The organism is Streptomyces sp. NPDC043952, from assembly GCF_056435325.1.
Genome location: NZ_JBWKES010000033.1, coordinates 43227 through 59923 on the forward strand (window position 1 = coordinate 43227; position 16697 = coordinate 59923).

At 71.9% G+C, this 16697-nt stretch carries 17 protein-coding genes; 9 read left to right on the forward strand and 8 right to left on the reverse strand.

The window, feature by feature from the left end; translation table 11 throughout:
- Positions 1 to 4 precede the first annotated feature (4 nt).
- The gene (locus AC069R_RS27690) at positions 5 to 1228 is read right to left on the reverse strand and encodes an MFS transporter (RefSeq protein ID WP_478769511.1); all 1224 of its coding nucleotides are present in this window, start codon (positions 1226 to 1228) and stop codon (positions 5 to 7) included.
- Between the two features lie 164 nt (positions 1229 to 1392).
- Here AC069R_RS27690 and AC069R_RS27695 point away from each other — a divergent pair, with 164 nt between their 5' ends.
- The 3 genes from AC069R_RS27695 (at position 1393) to AC069R_RS27705 (ending at position 3730) form a co-directional block, all read left to right on the forward strand.
- The gene (locus tag AC069R_RS27695) at positions 1393 to 2043 is read left to right on the forward strand and encodes a DUF6758 family protein (protein ID WP_478769512.1); all 651 of its coding nucleotides are present in this window, start codon (positions 1393 to 1395) and stop codon (positions 2041 to 2043) included.
- Between the two features lie 151 nt (positions 2044 to 2194).
- Entirely contained in the window at positions 2195 to 3052 is an 858-nt protein-coding gene (locus tag AC069R_RS27700; protein WP_478769513.1) for a PHP domain-containing protein, read from the forward strand.
- 72 nt (positions 3053 to 3124) lie between these two features.
- Entirely contained in the window at positions 3125 to 3730 is a 606-nt protein-coding gene (locus tag AC069R_RS27705) for a MarC family protein (RefSeq protein WP_111584815.1), read from the forward strand.
- Positions 3731 to 3803: 73 nt separating this feature from the next.
- Here AC069R_RS27705 and AC069R_RS27710 read toward each other — a convergent pair whose 3' ends face one another.
- The gene (locus AC069R_RS27710; protein WP_086805833.1) at positions 3804 to 3956 is read right to left on the reverse strand and encodes a hypothetical protein; all 153 of its coding nucleotides are present in this window, start codon (positions 3954 to 3956) and stop codon (positions 3804 to 3806) included.
- Between the two features lie 236 nt (positions 3957 to 4192).
- Between AC069R_RS27710 and AC069R_RS27715 the strand changes: the two genes are divergently transcribed.
- Positions 4193 to 5089, forward strand: a complete 897-nt coding sequence (locus AC069R_RS27715) for an NYN domain-containing protein (RefSeq protein ID WP_478769514.1) — start codon at positions 4193 to 4195, stop codon at positions 5087 to 5089.
- Here AC069R_RS27715 and AC069R_RS27720 read toward each other — a convergent pair.
- Positions 5086 to 5976, reverse strand: a complete 891-nt coding sequence (locus AC069R_RS27720; protein ID WP_478769515.1) for an alpha/beta fold hydrolase — start codon at positions 5974 to 5976, stop codon at positions 5086 to 5088. The genes AC069R_RS27715 and AC069R_RS27720 overlap by 4 nt on opposite strands.
- Positions 5977 to 6081: 105 nt before the next feature.
- Positions 6082 to 8649, reverse strand: a complete 2568-nt coding sequence (locus AC069R_RS27725) for a DEAD/DEAH box helicase (protein ID WP_478769516.1) — start codon at positions 8647 to 8649, stop codon at positions 6082 to 6084.
- Positions 8650 to 9153: 504 nt separating this feature from the next.
- On the opposite strand from AC069R_RS27725, the gene AC069R_RS27730 reads away from it, so the two are divergent.
- Positions 9154 to 9897 (forward strand): ferritin-like fold-containing protein, encoded by a 744-nt coding sequence (locus AC069R_RS27730; RefSeq protein WP_471067768.1) that lies wholly within the window; start codon positions 9154 to 9156, stop codon positions 9895 to 9897.
- 137 nt (positions 9898 to 10034) lie between these two features.
- On the opposite strand, the gene AC069R_RS27735 is transcribed toward AC069R_RS27730, so the two are convergent.
- The 4 genes from AC069R_RS27735 to AC069R_RS27750 form a co-directional block, all read right to left on the reverse strand.
- Positions 10035 to 10298 carry a hypothetical protein gene (locus AC069R_RS27735; protein ID WP_478769517.1) on the reverse strand — a complete coding sequence of 88 codons (264 nt, stop codon included), beginning with the start codon at positions 10296 to 10298 and terminating at the stop codon, positions 10035 to 10037.
- 171 nt (positions 10299 to 10469) lie between these two features.
- Positions 10470 to 10697 (reverse strand): DUF3107 domain-containing protein, encoded by a 228-nt coding sequence (locus tag AC069R_RS27740; RefSeq protein WP_478769518.1) that lies wholly within the window; start codon positions 10695 to 10697, stop codon positions 10470 to 10472.
- 142 nt (positions 10698 to 10839) lie between these two features.
- Positions 10840 to 11481 carry a TetR/AcrR family transcriptional regulator gene (locus tag AC069R_RS27745; protein WP_397984161.1) on the reverse strand — a complete coding sequence of 214 codons (642 nt, stop codon included), beginning with the start codon at positions 11479 to 11481 and terminating at the stop codon, positions 10840 to 10842.
- Between the two features lie 132 nt (positions 11482 to 11613).
- Positions 11614 to 11838, reverse strand: coding sequence for a hypothetical protein (locus AC069R_RS27750; RefSeq protein WP_478769519.1), 225 nt, complete (start codon positions 11836 to 11838; stop codon positions 11614 to 11616).
- Between the two features lie 200 nt (positions 11839 to 12038).
- On the opposite strand from AC069R_RS27750, the gene AC069R_RS27755 reads away from it, so the two are divergent.
- The 4 genes from AC069R_RS27755 to AC069R_RS27770 all read left to right on the forward strand — a co-directional run bounded on the left by AC069R_RS27755 (position 12039) and on the right by AC069R_RS27770 (position 16695).
- On the forward strand, positions 12039 to 13097 hold the full coding sequence (locus AC069R_RS27755; RefSeq protein ID WP_478769520.1) for an alpha/beta fold hydrolase: 1059 nt from the start codon (positions 12039 to 12041) through the stop codon (positions 13095 to 13097).
- Positions 13098 to 13105: 8 nt separating this feature from the next.
- Positions 13106 to 14644 (forward strand): DUF3152 domain-containing protein, encoded by a 1539-nt coding sequence (locus AC069R_RS27760; protein WP_478769521.1) that lies wholly within the window; start codon positions 13106 to 13108, stop codon positions 14642 to 14644.
- Between the two features lie 56 nt (positions 14645 to 14700).
- Entirely contained in the window at positions 14701 to 14796 is a 96-nt protein-coding gene (locus tag AC069R_RS27765) for an Ms4533A family Cys-rich leader peptide (RefSeq protein ID WP_310738795.1), read from the forward strand.
- Between the two features lie 180 nt (positions 14797 to 14976).
- Positions 14977 to 16695 carry an ABC transporter substrate-binding protein gene (locus AC069R_RS27770; RefSeq protein WP_478769522.1) on the forward strand — a complete coding sequence of 573 codons (1719 nt, stop codon included), beginning with the start codon at positions 14977 to 14979 and terminating at the stop codon, positions 16693 to 16695.
- Positions 16696 to 16697 lie beyond the last annotated feature (2 nt).

Here is a 16697-nt window from a genome sequence, read left to right on the forward strand (position 1 = left end):
CGCGTCAGTTGGCGAAGACCGTGACGCCGTCCTCGGTGGCGTGCCGGGGTGCCAGCTCCGCCGCCTCGTGGGCGAGGGCGCGGCGCCGTACGACGACCACCACGGCGCCCAGCAGCGCGGTGACCGCGGCCACCACGAACGGGATGTGGATGTCGGTCCACTCCTCGATCTTCGGCGCGAAGTAGGGCGCGGCCGCCGCCGCGAACCAGCGGACGAAGTTGTAGCCCGCGCTCGCCACCGGGCGCGGCGCGTCCGAGACGCCGAGCGCCAGCTCGGTGTAGACGGTGTTGTTCACGCCGATGAACGCGCCGGACAGGATGGTGCAGACGATCGCGGCGGTGTGGCCGCCGTAGCCGAGCACCAGGACGTCGGCCGCGAGCAGCACCAGCGAGCCGCCGAGCACCTTCAGCGAGCCGAACCGCTCCTGCATGCGGGGGGCGACGAGCACCGAGAAGACCGCGAGCAGCACGCCCCAGGCGAAGAACACCGCGCCGGAGCGGTACGGGGTCATGTCCAGCACGAACGGCGTGAAGGCCAGCACCGTGAAGAACGTGTAGTTGTAGAAGAACGCCGAGACCGCCGCCGAGGCCAGACCGCCGTGGCCGAGCGCCTTGAGCGGGTCCAGGATCGAGGTCTTGCGGGCCGGCTTCGGCTGCTCCTTCAGGAACACCGTGATGCACAGGAAGCCGATCGCCATCAGCGTGGCGGTGCCGAAGAAGGGGTAGCGCCAGCTGATGTTGCCGAGGACCGCGCCGAGCAGCGGGCCGCAGGCCATGCCGAGGCCGAGCGCGGACTCGTAGAGCAGGATCGCCGCCGCGCTGCCGCCGGCCGCGGCGCCGACGATGACCGCGAGCGCGGTGGAGACGAACAGCGCGTTGCCGAGGCCCCAGCCCGCCCGGAAGCCGACCAGCTGGCCGACCGTGTCCGAGGTGCCGGCGAGACCGGCGAAGACGACCACGAAGGCGAGGCCGAGCAGCAGCGTCTTCTTGCCGCCGATACGGCTGGAGACGAAGCCGGTCAGCAGCATCGCGACCGCGGTGATCAGGAAGTACGAGGTGAAAAGCAGGGACACCTGACTGGGTGTGGCGTCGAGGCCCTGCGCGATCGACGGCAGGATCGGGTCGACCAGCCCGATGCCCATGAAGGCGACGACGGAGGCGCCGGCCGTGGCCCAGACCGCCTTGGGCTGCCGCAGGATGCTGCCGGCTCCCGCGTCCAGGGGATCCATGTGCTTCTCCCGTTCTGCTGGATAGCGCGTAGATAGTTGGCTTATACACATACTAAGTTAGCCGTGCTAATTAATGCAAGGCGCATCTACTTTGCCCTGGTCGGGGCGCCCGGACGGGTGATCGTCCTTGACGTGGACGGGCCGGGGTAGGACCGTGGAGCCCTATGAGGGGCGAACCCAGTTGCCCGCGGTGTGGTGGCCGGGTCAGGGCTCCCGGCCTCTTCGCCGACACGTGGCAGTGCGATGTGCACGGCGCGGTGTTTCCGCTGCAGCCCGTGATCCCGCCCAGCGTCGAGGCCCTCGCTGCGGTGACGCGGCGCACGCATGTCCCGCTGTGGATGCCGTGGCCGCTGCCGGTGGGCTGGCTTTTCACCGGGGTGGCGTACGCGGGCGACGACCGCAGCGGCGGCCGCGCGAGCGCCGTCGCCTGCTCCGGACCCGGCCCGCTCGGCGGCCCCGGCGAGCTGATCCTGGTGGCCGAGGAGATGGGCGTCGGCCTCGGCGCGCGGTACGCGGGCATCGACGGCCCGGATCCGGGGCCGTACATGAACGTCGAGAAGCCGCCCCAGACCAAGGTCCTCGCCGCCGGCCGCCCCACCCCGCTCTGGCACGTCTACCGCACCCCCGACGACCGCGCCGTCTTCGCCGGCGAGGCGCTCGGCATGTGGCTGTGGGCCGTGGTGTGGCCCGAACAGGCGGGCCTGCTCCTGTACGACGAGCTGGTGCTGACCGATCTGCGCGACGCGGGCGCCGAGCTGGACCTGGTGCCGTGCGGGGCGCTGTCACCGCGGCTGCTGCGCCCCCAGGGGCCATAGGAGGGCGTCGTGCCGGGACGCGCCCGTCCACGTGGGCGGGCGCGCATCGTTGTAGGGGGCGTACCCCCGCCGCGGTCGTGACAGAACGGGTGTCCGGGGCGGTTATCCTGAGGTGTCCTCTTTCCGTCCCCGCGGCCCGTCTGGAGTCACCGTGCGCATCGATCTGCACTGTCACTCCACGGCGTCCGACGGCACGGACACCCCCGCCGAGCTGGTGCGCCACGCCGCCGCGGCCGGTCTGGACGTCGTCGCGCTGACCGACCACGACACCACCCGAGGCCACGCCGAGGCCATCGCCGCGCTGCCCGCCGGACTCACCCTGGTCCCCGGCGCCGAGCTGTCCTGCCGCATCGACGGCATCTCGATGCACCTGCTGGCCTACCTCTTCGACCCCGAGGAGCCCGCCCTGCTCGCCGAGCGCGAGCTGGTCCGGGACGACCGGGTGCCGCGGGCCAAGGGCATGGTCGCCAAGCTGAACGCGCTGGGCGTGCCGGTCACCTGGGAGCGGGTCGAGCGGATCGCCGCCGGCGGCTCCGTGGGGCGTCCGCATGTCGCCTCCGCGCTGGTCGAGCTGGGCGTGGTGGAGACGGTGAGCGACGCGTTCACCGAGAAGTGGCTCGCCGACGGCGGCCGCGCCTACATGCCGAAGCACGAGACCGACCCCTTCGAGGCGATCCGGCTGGTCAAGGCCGCCGGCGGGGTCTGCGTGTTCGCGCACCCGGCCGCCGCCAAGCGGGGCCGCACGGTCCCCGAGTCCGCGATCGCCGAGATGGCCGCGGCCGGCCTGGACGGCATCGAGGTCGACCACATGGACCACGACGACGCGGCCAAGGACCGGCTGCGCGGCCTGGCGAAGGACCTCGGCCTGCTGGTCACGGGCTCCTCGGACTACCACGGCAGCCGCAAGACCGTCGCGCTCGGCGACTACACCACCGACCCCGAGGTGTACGGGGAGATCACCCGCCGGGCGACCGGCGCGTTCCCGGTTCCCGGAGCCGGCGGAGTCTGAGGCCGCCGCTTCGCGGCCGACGCGCGCTCACACCCTCAGTTCGTCTTCTTTCAGCAAGGCCAGTACTTCCGCATGTTCGACATCGCCGTCTTCGGCTCTCTGTTCCTGACCCTTTTTGTCATCATGGATCCCCCTGGGATCACCCCGATCTTCCTCGCCCTGACCGCGGGCCGGCCGGCGAAGGTGCAGAAGCGGATGGCGTTCCAGGCCGTCTGCGTCGCGTTCGGGGTCATCGCCGTCTTCGGCGTCCTCGGGCACCAGATCCTCGACTACCTGCACGTGTCCGTGCCCGCGCTGATGATCGCGGGCGGCCTGCTGCTCCTGCTGATCGCGCTCGACCTGCTCACCGGCAAGAACGACGAGCCGAAGGCCACCAAGGACGTCAACGTGGCCCTCGTGCCGCTCGGCATGCCGCTGCTCGCGGGGCCCGGCGCGATCGTCTCCGTCATCCTGGCCGTGCAGAAGGCCGGCAGCGTGAGCACCCAGATATCCGTGTGGGTCGCGATCCTCGCGATCCATGTGGTGCTGTGGCTGGTGATGCGCTACTCGCTGCTGATCATCCGGATCATCAAGGACGGCGGTGTGGTCCTGGTGACGCGGCTCGCGGGCATGATGCTCTCCGCGATCGCGGTCCAGCAGATCATCAACGGGATCACCCAGGTGATCCACGGAAGCTGACGCTCAGGTGATCCGGGGGACCGGGCCGTCGTATACGGCTCGGTTCCCCCTGAAGGCTTGAGCGGGAACCCCGTTACGAGGCCGGGGTCTCGGCCGGGCGGATCCACAGGCGCTGCCCCACTGCCGCTGCCTGCTGAACGATCCGGTTGACGGAGGCGGCGTCCACGACGGTGCTGTCCACGGTGGTCCCGTCGACCTCGTCGAGTCGCATGATTTCGAAGCGCACAGGCTTCTCCCTTCGTCTGGTCATCCTCCTGCGGAGAACTACTTGGCGCGCCGGTTGTGTATCCGGCGTCGTACTGAGTGAACACGCCCCGTGTTACAAACATTCCCTACGCTAAAGAAATTTTTCGAACGCCTAACTACCGACCGGTAAGTAGTGGTCGGTGACCGTGCGAGAGCGCCTGGGACTGCGCGGGACCGGTTGTGTTCACAGTGTGACGACGAGGAGAATGGGGGGCGATGAACGACGACCTGGCGCATCTCGCCACCCGCATCGACCGTACGAACGAGCTGCTGGAACGCATGCTCGCCGAGGTGGCGAAGACACCCTCGACCCACGCGATCTTCGTGGACGCCGGGTACCTGTACGCGGCCGCCGGCCGCCTGATCGCCGGGACGGAGGACCGCCGGGCCTTCGACGTGGACGCCGAGGGCCTGATCGACGCGCTGATCGACCGCGCCCGCACCGTCTTCGCCGACAGTCGGCTGCTGCGTGTCTACTGGTACGACGGCGCCCGGCGCCGCATCCACACCGCCGAGCAGCAGACCATCGCCGAACTCCCCGACGTCAAGGTCCGCCTCGGCAACCTCAACGCCAACAACCAGCAGAAGGGCGTCGATTCACTGATCCGCACGGATCTGGAGTCGCTGGCCCGGCACCGCGCCATCAGCGACGCGGCCCTGCTCGGCGGCGACGAGGACCTGGTCTCCGCGGTCGAGGCCGCCCAGGGCTACGGCGCCCGCGTGCATCTGTGGGGCATCGAGGCGCCCGAGGGCCGCAACCAGGCCGAGCCGCTGCTGTGGGAGGTCGACAGCCAGCGCACCCTGGACCTGGAGTTCTTCAAGCCGTACGTCTCCCGGCGCACGGCCGCCGCCTACGAGGCCGGCACCGGGGCCCGGCCCACCCGCGAGGACGTCCGCTTCGTCGGCGCCCAGATCGCGGCGAAGTGGCTGGCCTCCCGAGGCCGCGACGCCCTGGTCGATCTGCTGCCCGGCCACCCCTATCTGCCCGGCTCCGTCGACCAGGACCTGCTGGTCGAGGCCGAGGGCCTGCTCCAGTACTCCCTGCGCGGCCAGGCCGACCTGCGCCGCTCCCTCCGGGACGGGTTCTGGGACCACTTGCAGGCGCAGTACTAACCGGCTTCGCCCGCCGGCTCCGTCCCGTCCCAGAAATCGGCGAGGGCGCGGGCGGTCTCCAGTGGGCGTTCGGTGTTGGGGGAGTGTTCGGTGCCCTCGATGATCGTGCGGTGGGCGCCGAGCCGTTTCGCCATGTCGTCCAGCAGGGGCACCGGCCAGGTGTCGTCGTAGGCACCCGACACGACGTGGAACGGCAGGGCGACGGCGGCCAGTTCCGCCACCCGGTCCGGCTCCGCGCACAACTGGCGCCCGGCGGCGAGGAGTTGGGCGGGCTTGGTGCCCATCCAGCGGCGGCGCATGTCCTCCTGGATGTCCGGGGTGTCGCCCGGCTCGGGCGTCCCGGTCTGCTCGGGCGCCTCCATCTGCCGCATCGCGTCCCACACCTGCGCCATGGTCATCACGGCGAGCGCGTCCCGCAGCAGCCGTACCCGCTCCCGCTGGGACGCCGAGATCCGCGCCGGACCCGATGCCATCAGGGTCAGGGAGCAAAAGGGTGCCGGGTCCAGCAGGACGGCGGCGCGGGCGACCTGTCCGCCGAAGGAGTGGCCGAGCAGATGCACCGGCTCGCCGATCGCCGCGGCCTGAGCCAGCACGTCCGCCGCCAACTCGCCCTGAGCGTAGGCCGATTCGTCGCCTTCGGGGCCGTCCGACTCGAACTGCCCGCGCCCGTCCACGGCCACGGTCCGGTAGCCGCGCTCGGCCAGCGGCATGTGCAGCGGGTTGAAGTCCTCCTTGCTGCCGGTGAATCCGGGCAGCAGCAGGGCGACCCCCTTCGCCTCGACCCCCTCGGCCACGGGAGCGTCGACGACGGCGAACTCCCCGCGCGCGGTGCGCAGCGGGTACGCGCGGGCGCCGGGGGGCGGGACGAAGGTATCGGGCCTGCTCATGGGGGAGAGGTTAGCCGGAGGGTGACGGGGGAAAGCCGACGGCCCGGTCCACCGAGGTGGACCGGGCCGTCAGGGCTGCGGTGCCGCCGCGCGGGCGGCGCCGGATCAGGCTTCCGGGGCCTCCGCGGCGGCCGTCGCCTTGCGGGTGCGGCGGCGCGGCTTGGCCTCCGGCTCGCCGGTGGCCTGCGCCGGGATCTCCGCGGTGGCCGTCTCGGCGACGGCCTTACGGGTCCGCCGCGCCTTCGGAGCGGCGGCCTCGACCCCGTCGGCCGTTTCCACGGCGGCGGCGGTCTTCCGCGTGCGGCGCGGCTTGGCCTCCGCGACCTTGGCGGTGTCCGTCGCGGCCTCCGGCTCCGCCGTGGTCTTGCGGGTGCGGCGGGGCTTGGCCTCGGGCTCGGGGGCGTCGGTCTCCGGCTTGGCGGCGGCGGTCTTGCGGGTGCGGCGCGGCTTGGCCTCGGGTTCGGCCGCGTCCGTCTCCGTGGCGGCCGTCTTGCGGGTGCGGCGCGCCTTGGGCTCGGCCTCGGTGGCTGCTGCCCCGGCGACCGGTTCGGTGGCCTTGCGGGTGCGGCGGCGCGGGGTGGCCTCGGTGTCCTCGGTCGCCTCGACGGCGGCAGCGGCGGTCTTCCGCGTGCGGCGCGGCTTGGCCTCCGCGACCTCGGCGGTGTCCGTCGCGGCCTCCGGCTCCGCCGTGGTCTTGCGGGTGCGGCGGGGCTTGGCCTCAGCCTCGGGGGCGTCGGTCTCCGGCTTGGCGGCGGTGGTCTTGCGGGTGCGGCGCGGCTTGGCCTCGGGTTCGGCCGCGTCCGTCTCCGTGGCGGCCGTCTTGCGGGTGCGGCGCGCCTTGGGCTCGGCCTCGGTGGCTGCTGCCTCGGCGACCGGTTCGGTGGCCTTACGGGTCCGCCGCGCCTTCGGAGCGGCGGCCTCGACCCCGTCGGCCGTTTCCACGGCGGCGGCGGTCTTCCGCGTGCGGCGCGGCTTGGCCTCCGCCTCGGGCTCCGCGACGACGGCCGGGGCCGGGGTCTCCACGACGGCGGACTCCACGACGGCGGTCTCCGTCGCCACGGGCTCCGCGGTCTTGCGGGTACGGCGGCGACGCGGCTTCTCCACGGCCTCCGCGACCTCCGCCGGGGCGGCCACGGGTGCCTCCTGCGGCGTCTCGACGGTCACCTCGACGGCCGGCGTCACCGCGGCCGGAGCCTGGGCGCCGGATCGGGTGCGGCGACGGCGGCGCGGGGTGCGCGTCGCTGACTCCTCCACGGAGACGGACGTGGACTCGGCGGCCGGTGTCTGCGTCGCCGGTGCCTGCGTGGCCGCGTCCAGCGGGGCGCCGCCACGGGTGCGACGGCGACGGCGCGGGGTACGCGCCGGACGCTCTCGCTCGGCGGCGGGGGCCTCGGCCCGGTCGTGGCGGTCGTGGCGGTCATTGCGGTCGCCTCGACCGCCGGGGCCACGGCCACGGTCACGGCCGCGGGCGCCGCGTCCGCCGGTCTCGCCCAGGTCCTCGACTTCCTCCGCGTCCAGACCGGCACGGGTCCGCTCCGAACGCGGCAGGATGCCCTTGGTGCCCGCGGGGATGCCGAGGTCGGAGAACAGGTGCGGGGACGTGGAGTACGTCTCCACCGGGTCGGGGAAGCCCAGGTCCAGCGCCTTGTTGATCAGCTGCCAGCGCGGGATGTCGTCCCAGTCCACGAACGTGATCGCCGTACCCTTGGCGCCCGCGCGGCCGGTGCGGCCGACGCGGTGCAGGTACGTCTTCTCGTCCTCGGGGGACTGGTAGTTGATGACGTGGGTGACGCCCTCGACGTCGATGCCGCGCGCGGCCACGTCGGTGCAGACCAGGACGTCGACCTTGCCGTTGCGGAACGCGCGCAGCGCCTGCTCGCGGGCGCCCTGGCCGAGGTCGCCGTGGACCGCGCCGGAGGCGAACCCGCGGCGCTGGAGCTGCTCGGCGATGTCGGCGGCCGTGCGCTTGGTGCGGCAGAAGATCATCGCGAGCCCGCGGCCCTCGGCCTGAAGGATGCGCGCGATCATCTCCGGCTTGTCCATGGAGTGGCCGCGGTAGACGAACTGCTTGATGTTCGCGACCGTCGCGCCCTCGTCGTCCGGCGCGGTGGCGCGGATGTGCGTGGGCCGGGACATGTAGCGGCGGGCGAGGCCGATGACCGCGCCCGGCATGGTCGCCGAGAACAGCATGGTCTGGCGCTTGGCCGGGAGCATGGCGATGATCTTCTCGACGTCGGGCAGGAAGCCCAGGTCGAGCATTTCGTCGGCCTCGTCGAGGACCAGGCTCTTGACGTGCTTCAGGTCGAGCTTCTTCTGGCCCGCGAGGTCGAGCAGCCGGCCCGGAGTGCCGACGACGACGTCGACGCCCTTCTTCAGGGCCTCGACCTGGGGCTCGTAGGCCCGGCCGCCGTAGATCGCCAGCACCCGCACGTTACGGACCTTGCCGGCCGTCTGGAGGTCGTTGGTGACCTGCGTGCACAGCTCGCGGGTGGGGACGACGACCAGCGCCTGCGGGGCGTCGGTGAGGTCGTCGGGGGTGGCGCGTCCGGCCTCGACGTCGGCGGGGACGGTCACGCGCTCAAGGAGGGGGAGGCCGAAGCCCAGCGTCTTGCCGGTGCCGGTCTTGGCCTGGCCGATGACGTCCGTGCCGGAAAGGGCGACGGGGAGCGTCATCTCCTGGATGGGGAAGGGATTGACGATGCCGACGGCCTCCAGGGCCTCGGCGGTCTCGGGGAGAATCCCAAGGTCTCGAAACGTCGTAGTCAGGGTGCTGCCTCTTCTGTGTGGCGCGGTGCGAGGCGAGCGCGGGGGTCATGACTGGCCGTGCCGGGGACGTCGGCTGCCGTACGGGCGAACCTGTCAAGGCAAGCCGTAAGACACGGGACCTCTGCCGACGCTCTAGCGCTCGTACCGCTGAGGGTGTCCCTCCGGTCGTCGTACGTACTGAGCCGTACGGCCACGGAGGTCTGTCGGGTCGGAGCCGATCGGGCCACCGACCGGGCATCCTCATGCGTGCGCCCTGCCGGAACACGTCGAACACCGTCGACGCACTCCCAGGCGCAATACCACCATACCCCGGATTCGCGCACACGCGATGGCCGATTTGGTCACGTAGTCGCGGTCACAGTGGTCGGCCGGGGGCTTGAGGGGGGCGCCAAGCGGGCTATTGTGCGCCTCATGACTAGCTCTGACAAGCCTGAGAACGCGTCCGCCGCCCCCGTGCCGACCGGTGTCGCCGCGCAGGACTGGGCGCAGGCCGCCGCCGAGCCGCACTACCGCGCCGCCGTCGTGGATCTGCTCGGGGCGCTCGCCTATGGAGAGCTCGCGGCGTTCGAGCGGCTCGCGGAGGACGCGAAGCTGGCGCCCACTCTCGGTGACAAGGCCGAGCTGGCGAAGATGGCCTCGGCGGAGTTCCACCACTTCGAGCGGCTGCGGGACCGGCTGACGGAGATCGGCGAGGACCCGACGGCGGCGATGGACCCGTTCGTCGCCGCGCTGGACGGCTTCCACCGGCAGACGGCACCCTCGGACTGGCTGGAGGGCCTGGTCAAGGCGTACGTCGGCGACTCGATCGCGAGCGACTTCTACCGGGAGGTGGCGGCGCGGCTCGACACCGACACGCGGGAGCTGGTGCTCGCGGTGCTCGACGACACCGGGCACGCGGAGTTCGCGGTGGAGAAGGTGCGGGCCGCGATCGACGCCGATCCGCGGGTCGGCGGGCGGCTCGCGCTGTGGGCCCGGCGGCTGATGGGCGAGGCGCTGTCGCAGTCGCAGCGGGTGGTGGCGGATCGGGACGCGCTGTCCACGATGCTGGTGGGCGGGGTGGCCGACGGGTTCGATCTGGCCGAGGTGGGGCGGATGTTCACGCGGATCACGGAGGCGCACACGAAGCGGATGGCTGCGCTCGGCTTGGCGGCGTAGCGCTCCGCTGTGGCGGGTGCGGGTGCGGGTGCGGGTGCGTTGCGGCTGGTCGCGCCCACGCGGCGGAGCCGCATATCGAACAGAGCCCCGCGCCCCTTTCGGGGCGATCGGCCTCGGCCCCTTGAAGAGGGCTCCTGTTACGCCGTCAGGGAGCGGCGGGCCCTTGACGGGCGCAGGAGCAGGGACAGGGAAGCCGCCGAGATGACCGCCGCGCCCAGGATGGGGATCAGGGTGAAGCCCGAGCCCAGGGCGCTGTGGGTGACGAAGTCGCCCAGCAGGGCGCCCGCGGTGCCGGTCGAGTAGACCAGGGGGCGGTTCGGGAGGCGGTGGGCGAGGCGGGCGGTCGCCGCCCAGGCGAGCAGGAGACCGAGCACGGCGGTGCCGAGTGCTTCCAGGATCATGACGGGGGTCCCTCCCACGGCCGGTCTGCCTTGAACGGTCGTAGCCCGTCTTACCCCTGACCTGCGGACTGCAATCCTCCGCTATGGCGGAGTTGTGTCGTTTCTGGGTGCGAATCCGCTCAGCACAAGGGCCCGGCGGCCGAATGCCGCCGGGCCCTTGACACAACCGGCCTACAGAGCGCCGAAGCCCACCTTGCGCACGGTCGGCGCGCCGATCTCCACGTACGCCAGCCGGTCCGTCGGCACCATGACCTTGCGGCCCTTCTCGTCCTCAAGGGACAGCAGCTGCGTCTTCCCGGCCAGGGCGTCGGACACCAGGCGCTCGACCTCCTCGACGCTCTGACCGCTCTCCAGAACGATCTCGCGGGGCGCGTGCTGCACGCCGATCTTGACCTCCACGGCTTTGTCCCTCCGACGGTCAGTGATGTGCGCGATCTTCCGCGCCGTACCAGCACACATTAGCCCGGTGAGGGGACGTGCACGCCGCCGGCCGGGAACGCCAACAGCGAACACCGTCCGGGAATGAACGCCGTGACCCGGCTCAGTGGTGCTCGTTGCCGTGCAGCGGGAAGCCCGCGATGCCGCGCCAGGCGAGCGAGGCCAGCAGCTGCACCGCGTGGTCGCGCGGCACGCTGCGGTCGCTGTGCAGCCAGGAACGGGCCACCACCTGGGCGAGCCCGCCGAGACCCGAGGCGAGCAGCATGGACTCCGCGCGGGACAGGCCGGTGTCCTCCGCGATGACGTCGCAGATCGCCTCGGCGCACTCGGTGGTCACCTTGTCGACGCGCTCGCGCACGGCCGGCTCGTTCGTCAGGTCGGACTCGAAGACCAGCCGGAAGGCGCCGCCGTCGTCCTCCACATAGGCGAAGTAGGCGTCCATGGTCGCCCGCACGCGCTGCTTGTTGTCGGTCGTCGACGCCAGCGCGCCGCGCACCGACTGGATCAGCGCCTCGCAGTGCTGGTCCAGCAGCGCGAGGTAGAGGTCGAGCTTGCCCGGGAAGTGCTGGTAGAGCACCGGCTTGCTCACGCCGGCCCGCTCGGCGATGTCGTCCATCGCCGCGGCGTGGTAGCCCTGTGCGACGAAGACCTCCTGGGCCGCGCCCAGCAACTGGTTCCGTCGGGCTCGGCGCGGCAGCCGGGTGCCGCGTGGGCGTGCTGCCTCTGTTTGCTCGATGGCTGTCACGCCGCCTCCCAATGTCGTCCACATGCGGTGTCGACCGCGCGGCCATCGTACTTTTCGGTAACCGTGGTGTGCGCGGTGCGAACGCAGAATTTCACGTACCGGACGGCGGCGAAAGCCGAGTCGCGCGGGCGATCAGCGGTAGTCGTCCTCGTCGAGCGCGACCACGCGCGCCTGTTCCGCCAGGTCGGCCTCGTTCGCCCGGTCCTGCTTCTCCGCCGGCAGCGGGTCGTCGCGCTCGGGCCGGATATCGGCCTGCTGCTCGACGGCGTCCACTTCCGGCTCCTCGACACCCAGCTCGGGGGCCGTGTCCTCGTCCAGCTCCTCGATGGTGTCGGGCTCGGTCGGGTCCTGGGCCATGATGGGCTCCCTTCCTACGAACGTCCCCGGGGGCACGGCAGGGGCCACACGCGGGTGCCCTGTGTACGAGCCTAGGAGACGGCCGATCCGGACGCCATGCCGTGTGCGTCCGTCCGCCCCCGGTTGTCCGCGACGGAACGGCTCATTCTGTGACGGCGAACACACGAAAGCCGGTGTGATCACCTCGTAACATTGCCCGCATGTCTTCCACCGAGTCGCCCTCCGCGCCGGCCGCCAGTGTGCTCCCGCGGGTGGCGCCCGTCCGGGTCGGCGAGGGGGAGCGGCTGCGGACGGTGGGCCTGCCGGGGGTCACCCTGACGGTGCGCTACCGGCCGCCCGCGCGCGCGGGCCTGCCGCGCGCCCTGTACGTCCACGGGCTCGGCGGCTCTTCGCAGAACTGGTCGGACCTGATGGCCGAGCTGGACGGCGTCGTTGCCGGCGAGGCGCTCGACCTGCCGGGCTTCGGCGACTCCCCGCCCCCGGACGACGGCGACTACTCCGTCACCGGGCACGCGCGGGCCGTCATCCGCTACCTGGACGCCGCCGGACACGGTCCCGTCCACCTCTTCGGCAACTCGCTCGGCGGCGCGGTCACCACGCGCGTGGCCGCCGTACGCCCCGACCTGGTGCGCACCCTCACGCTGATCTCGCCCGCGCTGCCGGAGCTGCGGATCCAGCGCACCGCGGTGCCGACCGGGCTGCTCGGTGTGCCCGGCATCGCCGCCCTCTTCACCCGGATGAGCAAGGACTGGACGGCCGAGCAGCGGGTGCGCGGCGTCATGGGGCTCTGCTACGGCGACCCCGGCCAGGTGACGCCGGAGGCGTTCCGGCAGGCCGTCGAGGAGCTGGAGCGGCGGTTGCAGCTGCCGTACTTCTGGGACGCGATGGCCCGCTCGGCGCGCGGCATCGTCAACGCGTACACGCTCGGCGGGCAGCACGGGCTGTGGCGGCAGGCCGAGCGCGTGCTCGCGCCGACCCTGCTCGTCTACGGCGGCCGGGACCAGCTCGTCGGCTACCGCATGGCGCGCAAGGCCGCCCGCGCCTTCCGCGACTCCCGGCTGCTGACCCTGCCGGACGCCGGGCACGTGGCGATGATGGAGTATCCGGGCGTGGTGGCGCGGGCCTTCCGGGAGCTGCTGGCGCAGGCCGAGGGGGACGGCGGCACGGAGGCGGGCGGCGCGGGCGGCGGCGGTAGGGACGACGAGAGCACGGACACGGGCGGCCGGACGGCCGCCGAGGGTACGGAAGCGGGGAGCTGAAGGACACCGTGGGACGCCACAGCCGCCGGGGGCCGGTCAAACCGGCCGCGCAGGACACGGGTCCGGAGACAGCGGCGAGGAGCCAGCGGGACGCGCCGGGCCGCGGCGCGCCGGAAGCGCCGGGAGTGCCGGACGGGGTGCCGGGTCGCGGTGGGCCGGGGTCTGCGGAGCAGGCGGCGGGGCGGGGCGCGCCGCGCGCATCCGGGGGGACACCGGCCGGAACCCCCGCCCGTGGTGTCCCGCGCCTGTCCGAGGGCACGCCCGCCCGTGGTGTCCCGCGCCTGCCCGAGGGCACGCCCGCCCGTGGTGTCCCGCGCCTGCCCGAGGGCACGCCCGCCCGTGGTGTTCCGGGGCTCTCCGGCGGCGCTCCCGCGCACGGCGCCCCGCGTGGCCCCGGCGCGGGTGCCGCGCGCGGTGGGCATCCCGAGCAGCGGGAACCCGGCGGCGGCTGGGGGGAGTTCCCGGCCCGGTCCGGGTCCGGGACCGGTACGCACGGGGCCGTACTGCCCCGGCAGCGGCAGGCGGCACCCGCCAACCCTCCCGGCCCCGTCGGACCTGCCGCTCCCGTCGGCCCCGGCGGGCGCGGCGGGCGCGGGCCGCGGCAGGACTACCTGGACGCCTTCGACGGCGGCGGTGGCCGGCCGGGGGGCGTCCGTACGAAGGAGCGGCCGGCCGGGGAACCGGAGCCGGCGGCGGAGACACCCGGTGCCGGCGGCGGTGCCGGTGTCGGCGGCGGTGCGGACAAGGCGGTCCCGCCCGTGCAGCGCGGGAACAAGGGGCGGGCCTTCACCGGGATCGCCGCGGCCGCCGTCACCACCGTGCTCGCGGTGGTCGTCGCCGGGCAGGTGACCGAGGGGCGCGACGGAGGCGCGGCGGCCGGGCACTCCGCGCCGGACCAGGGTGCCGGCGCGCACACCGGGTCCTCCGTGAAGCCGAGCGCGGCGCCGTTGACGTACGAGCAGAAGATGGACCGTACGTATCCGCTGAGCGCGACCCTCAAGGCGTCCGGGAAGTTCGACACCGTCCCCGGCTTCGACAAGGCGCCCGGCACCGGCCGGAAGTACCGCTACCGGGTCGACATCGAGCAGGGACTCGGCCTGGACGGCACGCTGTTCGCCGAGGCCGTGCAGAAGACGCTGAACGACGACCGGAGTTGGGGACACGGCGGCACCCGTACCTTCGAGCGGATCTCCTCCGGCAAACCCGACTTCGTGATCACCCTGGCCAGCCCCGGCACCACCGCCACCTGGTGTGCCAAGTCCGGCCTGGACACCACCGAGGACAACGTCTCCTGCGACTCGGCCGCCACCCAGCGCGTGATGATCAATGCGTACCGGTGGGCTCAAGGAAGCAAGACATACGGCGACAAGATCCATATGTACCGGCAAATGTTGATCAACCATGAGGTCGGCCACCGGCTCGGTCACAACCACGTCACCTGCCAGAAGAACGGCGAACTCGCGCCGGTCATGCAGCAGCAGACCAAGTTCCTCGACCACGACGGGATCCACTGCCTGCCCAACGCCTGGCCGTATCCCAAGAGTTGACGACCTGCGCTTATGTCACATTGACATGAGCCGTCAGGTCGTTCATATTTCTGCGCATGTGGTCTAGTCATGCCGTCTCCTTCAGCGCCGCCATCGAGCTGGCGCTGATCGGCGTGACCGCGCTCTGCGTGGCCGACATCCACTGTCGCTGACGCCGCCCCCTGGCGTTCGCGTCGCGACCTTTCCCCTTTTTCCGTCCGTGACCCCCGGTCGCGGATTCTTCGACGACCCGACGCCGGGGCCGACGTCTGTCCAGGGACGTCTCACTCCTCGTCTCTTTGTCTCACTCTTCGAGAAACCCTCGAAACATCCCCCGAGAGGTCGTCAATCCGATGCGTCAACCGTCCGTCATAGCGCGCCGCGTGGCAGCGGCATCCGTCAGCCTGGTCGTGGCCGCGGGCGCCGCCGCCTGCGGTCCGAAGGACAGCGGTGCGAAGGGCTCCGGTGGCGACTCCACGCCCCACAAGGGCGGCACGCTCACGGTCCTGAACGCCGAGCCGCAGACCGACTTCGACCCCGCGCGGCTGTACACGTCCGGTGGCGGGAACGTGCCCTCGCTGGTCTTCCGCACGCTCACCACGCGCAACCGGGCGAACGGCGCGGCCGGCGCCAAGGTCGTGCCGGACCTCGCGACCGACACCGGGCGTCCCAGCAAGGATGCGACCGTGTGGACGTACACCCTGAAGAAGGGCCTCAAGTACGAGGACGGCACCCCGATCACCTCGGCCGACATCAAGTACGGCATCGAGCGCTCCTTCGCCCCCGAGCTCTCCGGCGGCGCCCCCTACCTGCGCGACTGGCTCAAGGGTGCGGCGGACTACCAGGGGCCGTACAAGGACAAGAAGGGCCTGTCGGCGATCGAGACGCCGGACGCGCGGACCATCGTCTTCCATCTGGACAAGCCCGAGGGCGAGTTCCCGTTCCTCGCCACGCAGACGCAGTTCGCGCCGGTGCCCAAGGCCAAGGACACCGGCACCAAGTACGAGGAGCACCCCGTCTCGTCCGGCCCCTACGAGGTCGTGAAGAACGAGAACGACGGCGAGCACGTGCTGCTCAAGCGCAACCCCAACTGGTCCGCGGCCACCGACGACCAGCGCAAGGCATACCCGGACACCATCGACGTGCGCTCCGGCCTGGACTCCTCGGTGATCGACCAGCGGCTGTCCGCCTCCCAGGGCGCGGACGCCGCCGCCGTCACCACGGACACCAACCTCGGCCCGGCCGAGCTGGCCAAGGTGACCGGCGACAAGGAACTGGCCGCGCGGGTGGGCACCGGGCACTTCGGCTACACGAACTACATCGCGTTCAACCCGAAGGTGAAGCCCTTCGACAACCCCAAGGTGCGCGAGGCCATCGCCTACGCCGTGGACCGCTCCTCGGTGGTCAACGCGGCCGGCGGCAGCGCGCTCGCCGAGCCCGCCACGACCTTCCTGCCGAACCAGAAGTCCTTCGGGTACACGCCGTACGACCCGTTCCCGGCGGGCGCGTCCGGCAACCCGGCGAAGGCGAAGCAGCTGCTGGCGCAGGCCGGTTACAAGAACGGGCTCACCGTCACCCTGACGCACTCCAACGCCAAGGACTTCGCGACCAGCCCGGAGATCGCCACCGCACTCCAGGACGCGCTCAAGAAGGCCGGCATCACGGTCAAGCTCCAGGGCCTGGAGGACAACGACTACCGGGACACCGTGCACAGCGTGAAGACCGAGCCCGGCTTCTTCCTCGCCGGCTGGGGCGCCGACTGGCCCTCCGGCGGTCCCTTCCTCGCCCCGATCTTCGACGGCCGGCAGATCGTCAAGGACGGCGCGAACTTCAACGCGAGCCAGCTCAACGAGGTGTCGGTCAATGACGAGATTGACTCGATCAACAAGTTGACCGACCTCGACGCGGCCGCCAAGCGCTGGGGCGCCCTGGACAAGAAGATCGGTGAGAAGGCCCTCGTGGTGCCGCTGTTCCACCCCGTCTACAAGCGCCTCGTCGGCAAGGACGTCCGCAATGTCGTCATCAGCGACTGGACCGGCGTGCTGGACATCTCCCAGGTCGCGGTGAAGTGACG

Bases quoted from the DNA above. Each gene is read 5' to 3' on its own strand.
- AC069R_RS27690 (WP_478769511.1), bottom strand. From the start codon at position 1,228: ATGGATCCCCTGGACGCGGGAGCCGGCAGCATCCTGCGGCAGCCCAAG.
- AC069R_RS27695 (WP_478769512.1), top strand. From the start codon at position 1,393: ATGAGGGGCGAACCCAGTTGCCCGCGGTGTGGTGGCCGGGTCAGGGCT.
- AC069R_RS27705 (WP_111584815.1), top strand. From the start codon at position 3,125: ATGTTCGACATCGCCGTCTTCGGCTCTCTGTTCCTGACCCTTTTTGTC.
- AC069R_RS27715 (WP_478769514.1), top strand. From the start codon at position 4,193: ATGAACGACGACCTGGCGCATCTCGCCACCCGCATCGACCGTACGAAC.
- AC069R_RS27720 (WP_478769515.1), bottom strand. From the start codon at position 5,976: ATGAGCAGGCCCGATACCTTCGTCCCGCCCCCCGGCGCCCGCGCGTAC.
- AC069R_RS27725 (WP_478769516.1), bottom strand. From the start codon at position 8,649: ATGACGCTCCCCGTCGCCCTTTCCGGCACGGACGTCATCGGCCAGGCC.
- AC069R_RS27730 (WP_471067768.1), top strand. From the start codon at position 9,154: ATGACTAGCTCTGACAAGCCTGAGAACGCGTCCGCCGCCCCCGTGCCG.
- AC069R_RS27735 (WP_478769517.1), bottom strand. From the start codon at position 10,298: ATGATCCTGGAAGCACTCGGCACCGCCGTGCTCGGTCTCCTGCTCGCC.
- AC069R_RS27750 (WP_478769519.1), bottom strand. From the start codon at position 11,838: ATGGCCCAGGACCCGACCGAGCCCGACACCATCGAGGAGCTGGACGAG.
- AC069R_RS27755 (WP_478769520.1), top strand. From the start codon at position 12,039: ATGTCTTCCACCGAGTCGCCCTCCGCGCCGGCCGCCAGTGTGCTCCCG.
- AC069R_RS27765 (WP_310738795.1), top strand. From the start codon at position 14,701: ATGTGGTCTAGTCATGCCGTCTCCTTCAGCGCCGCCATCGAGCTGGCG.
- AC069R_RS27770 (WP_478769522.1), top strand. From the start codon at position 14,977: ATGCGTCAACCGTCCGTCATAGCGCGCCGCGTGGCAGCGGCATCCGTC.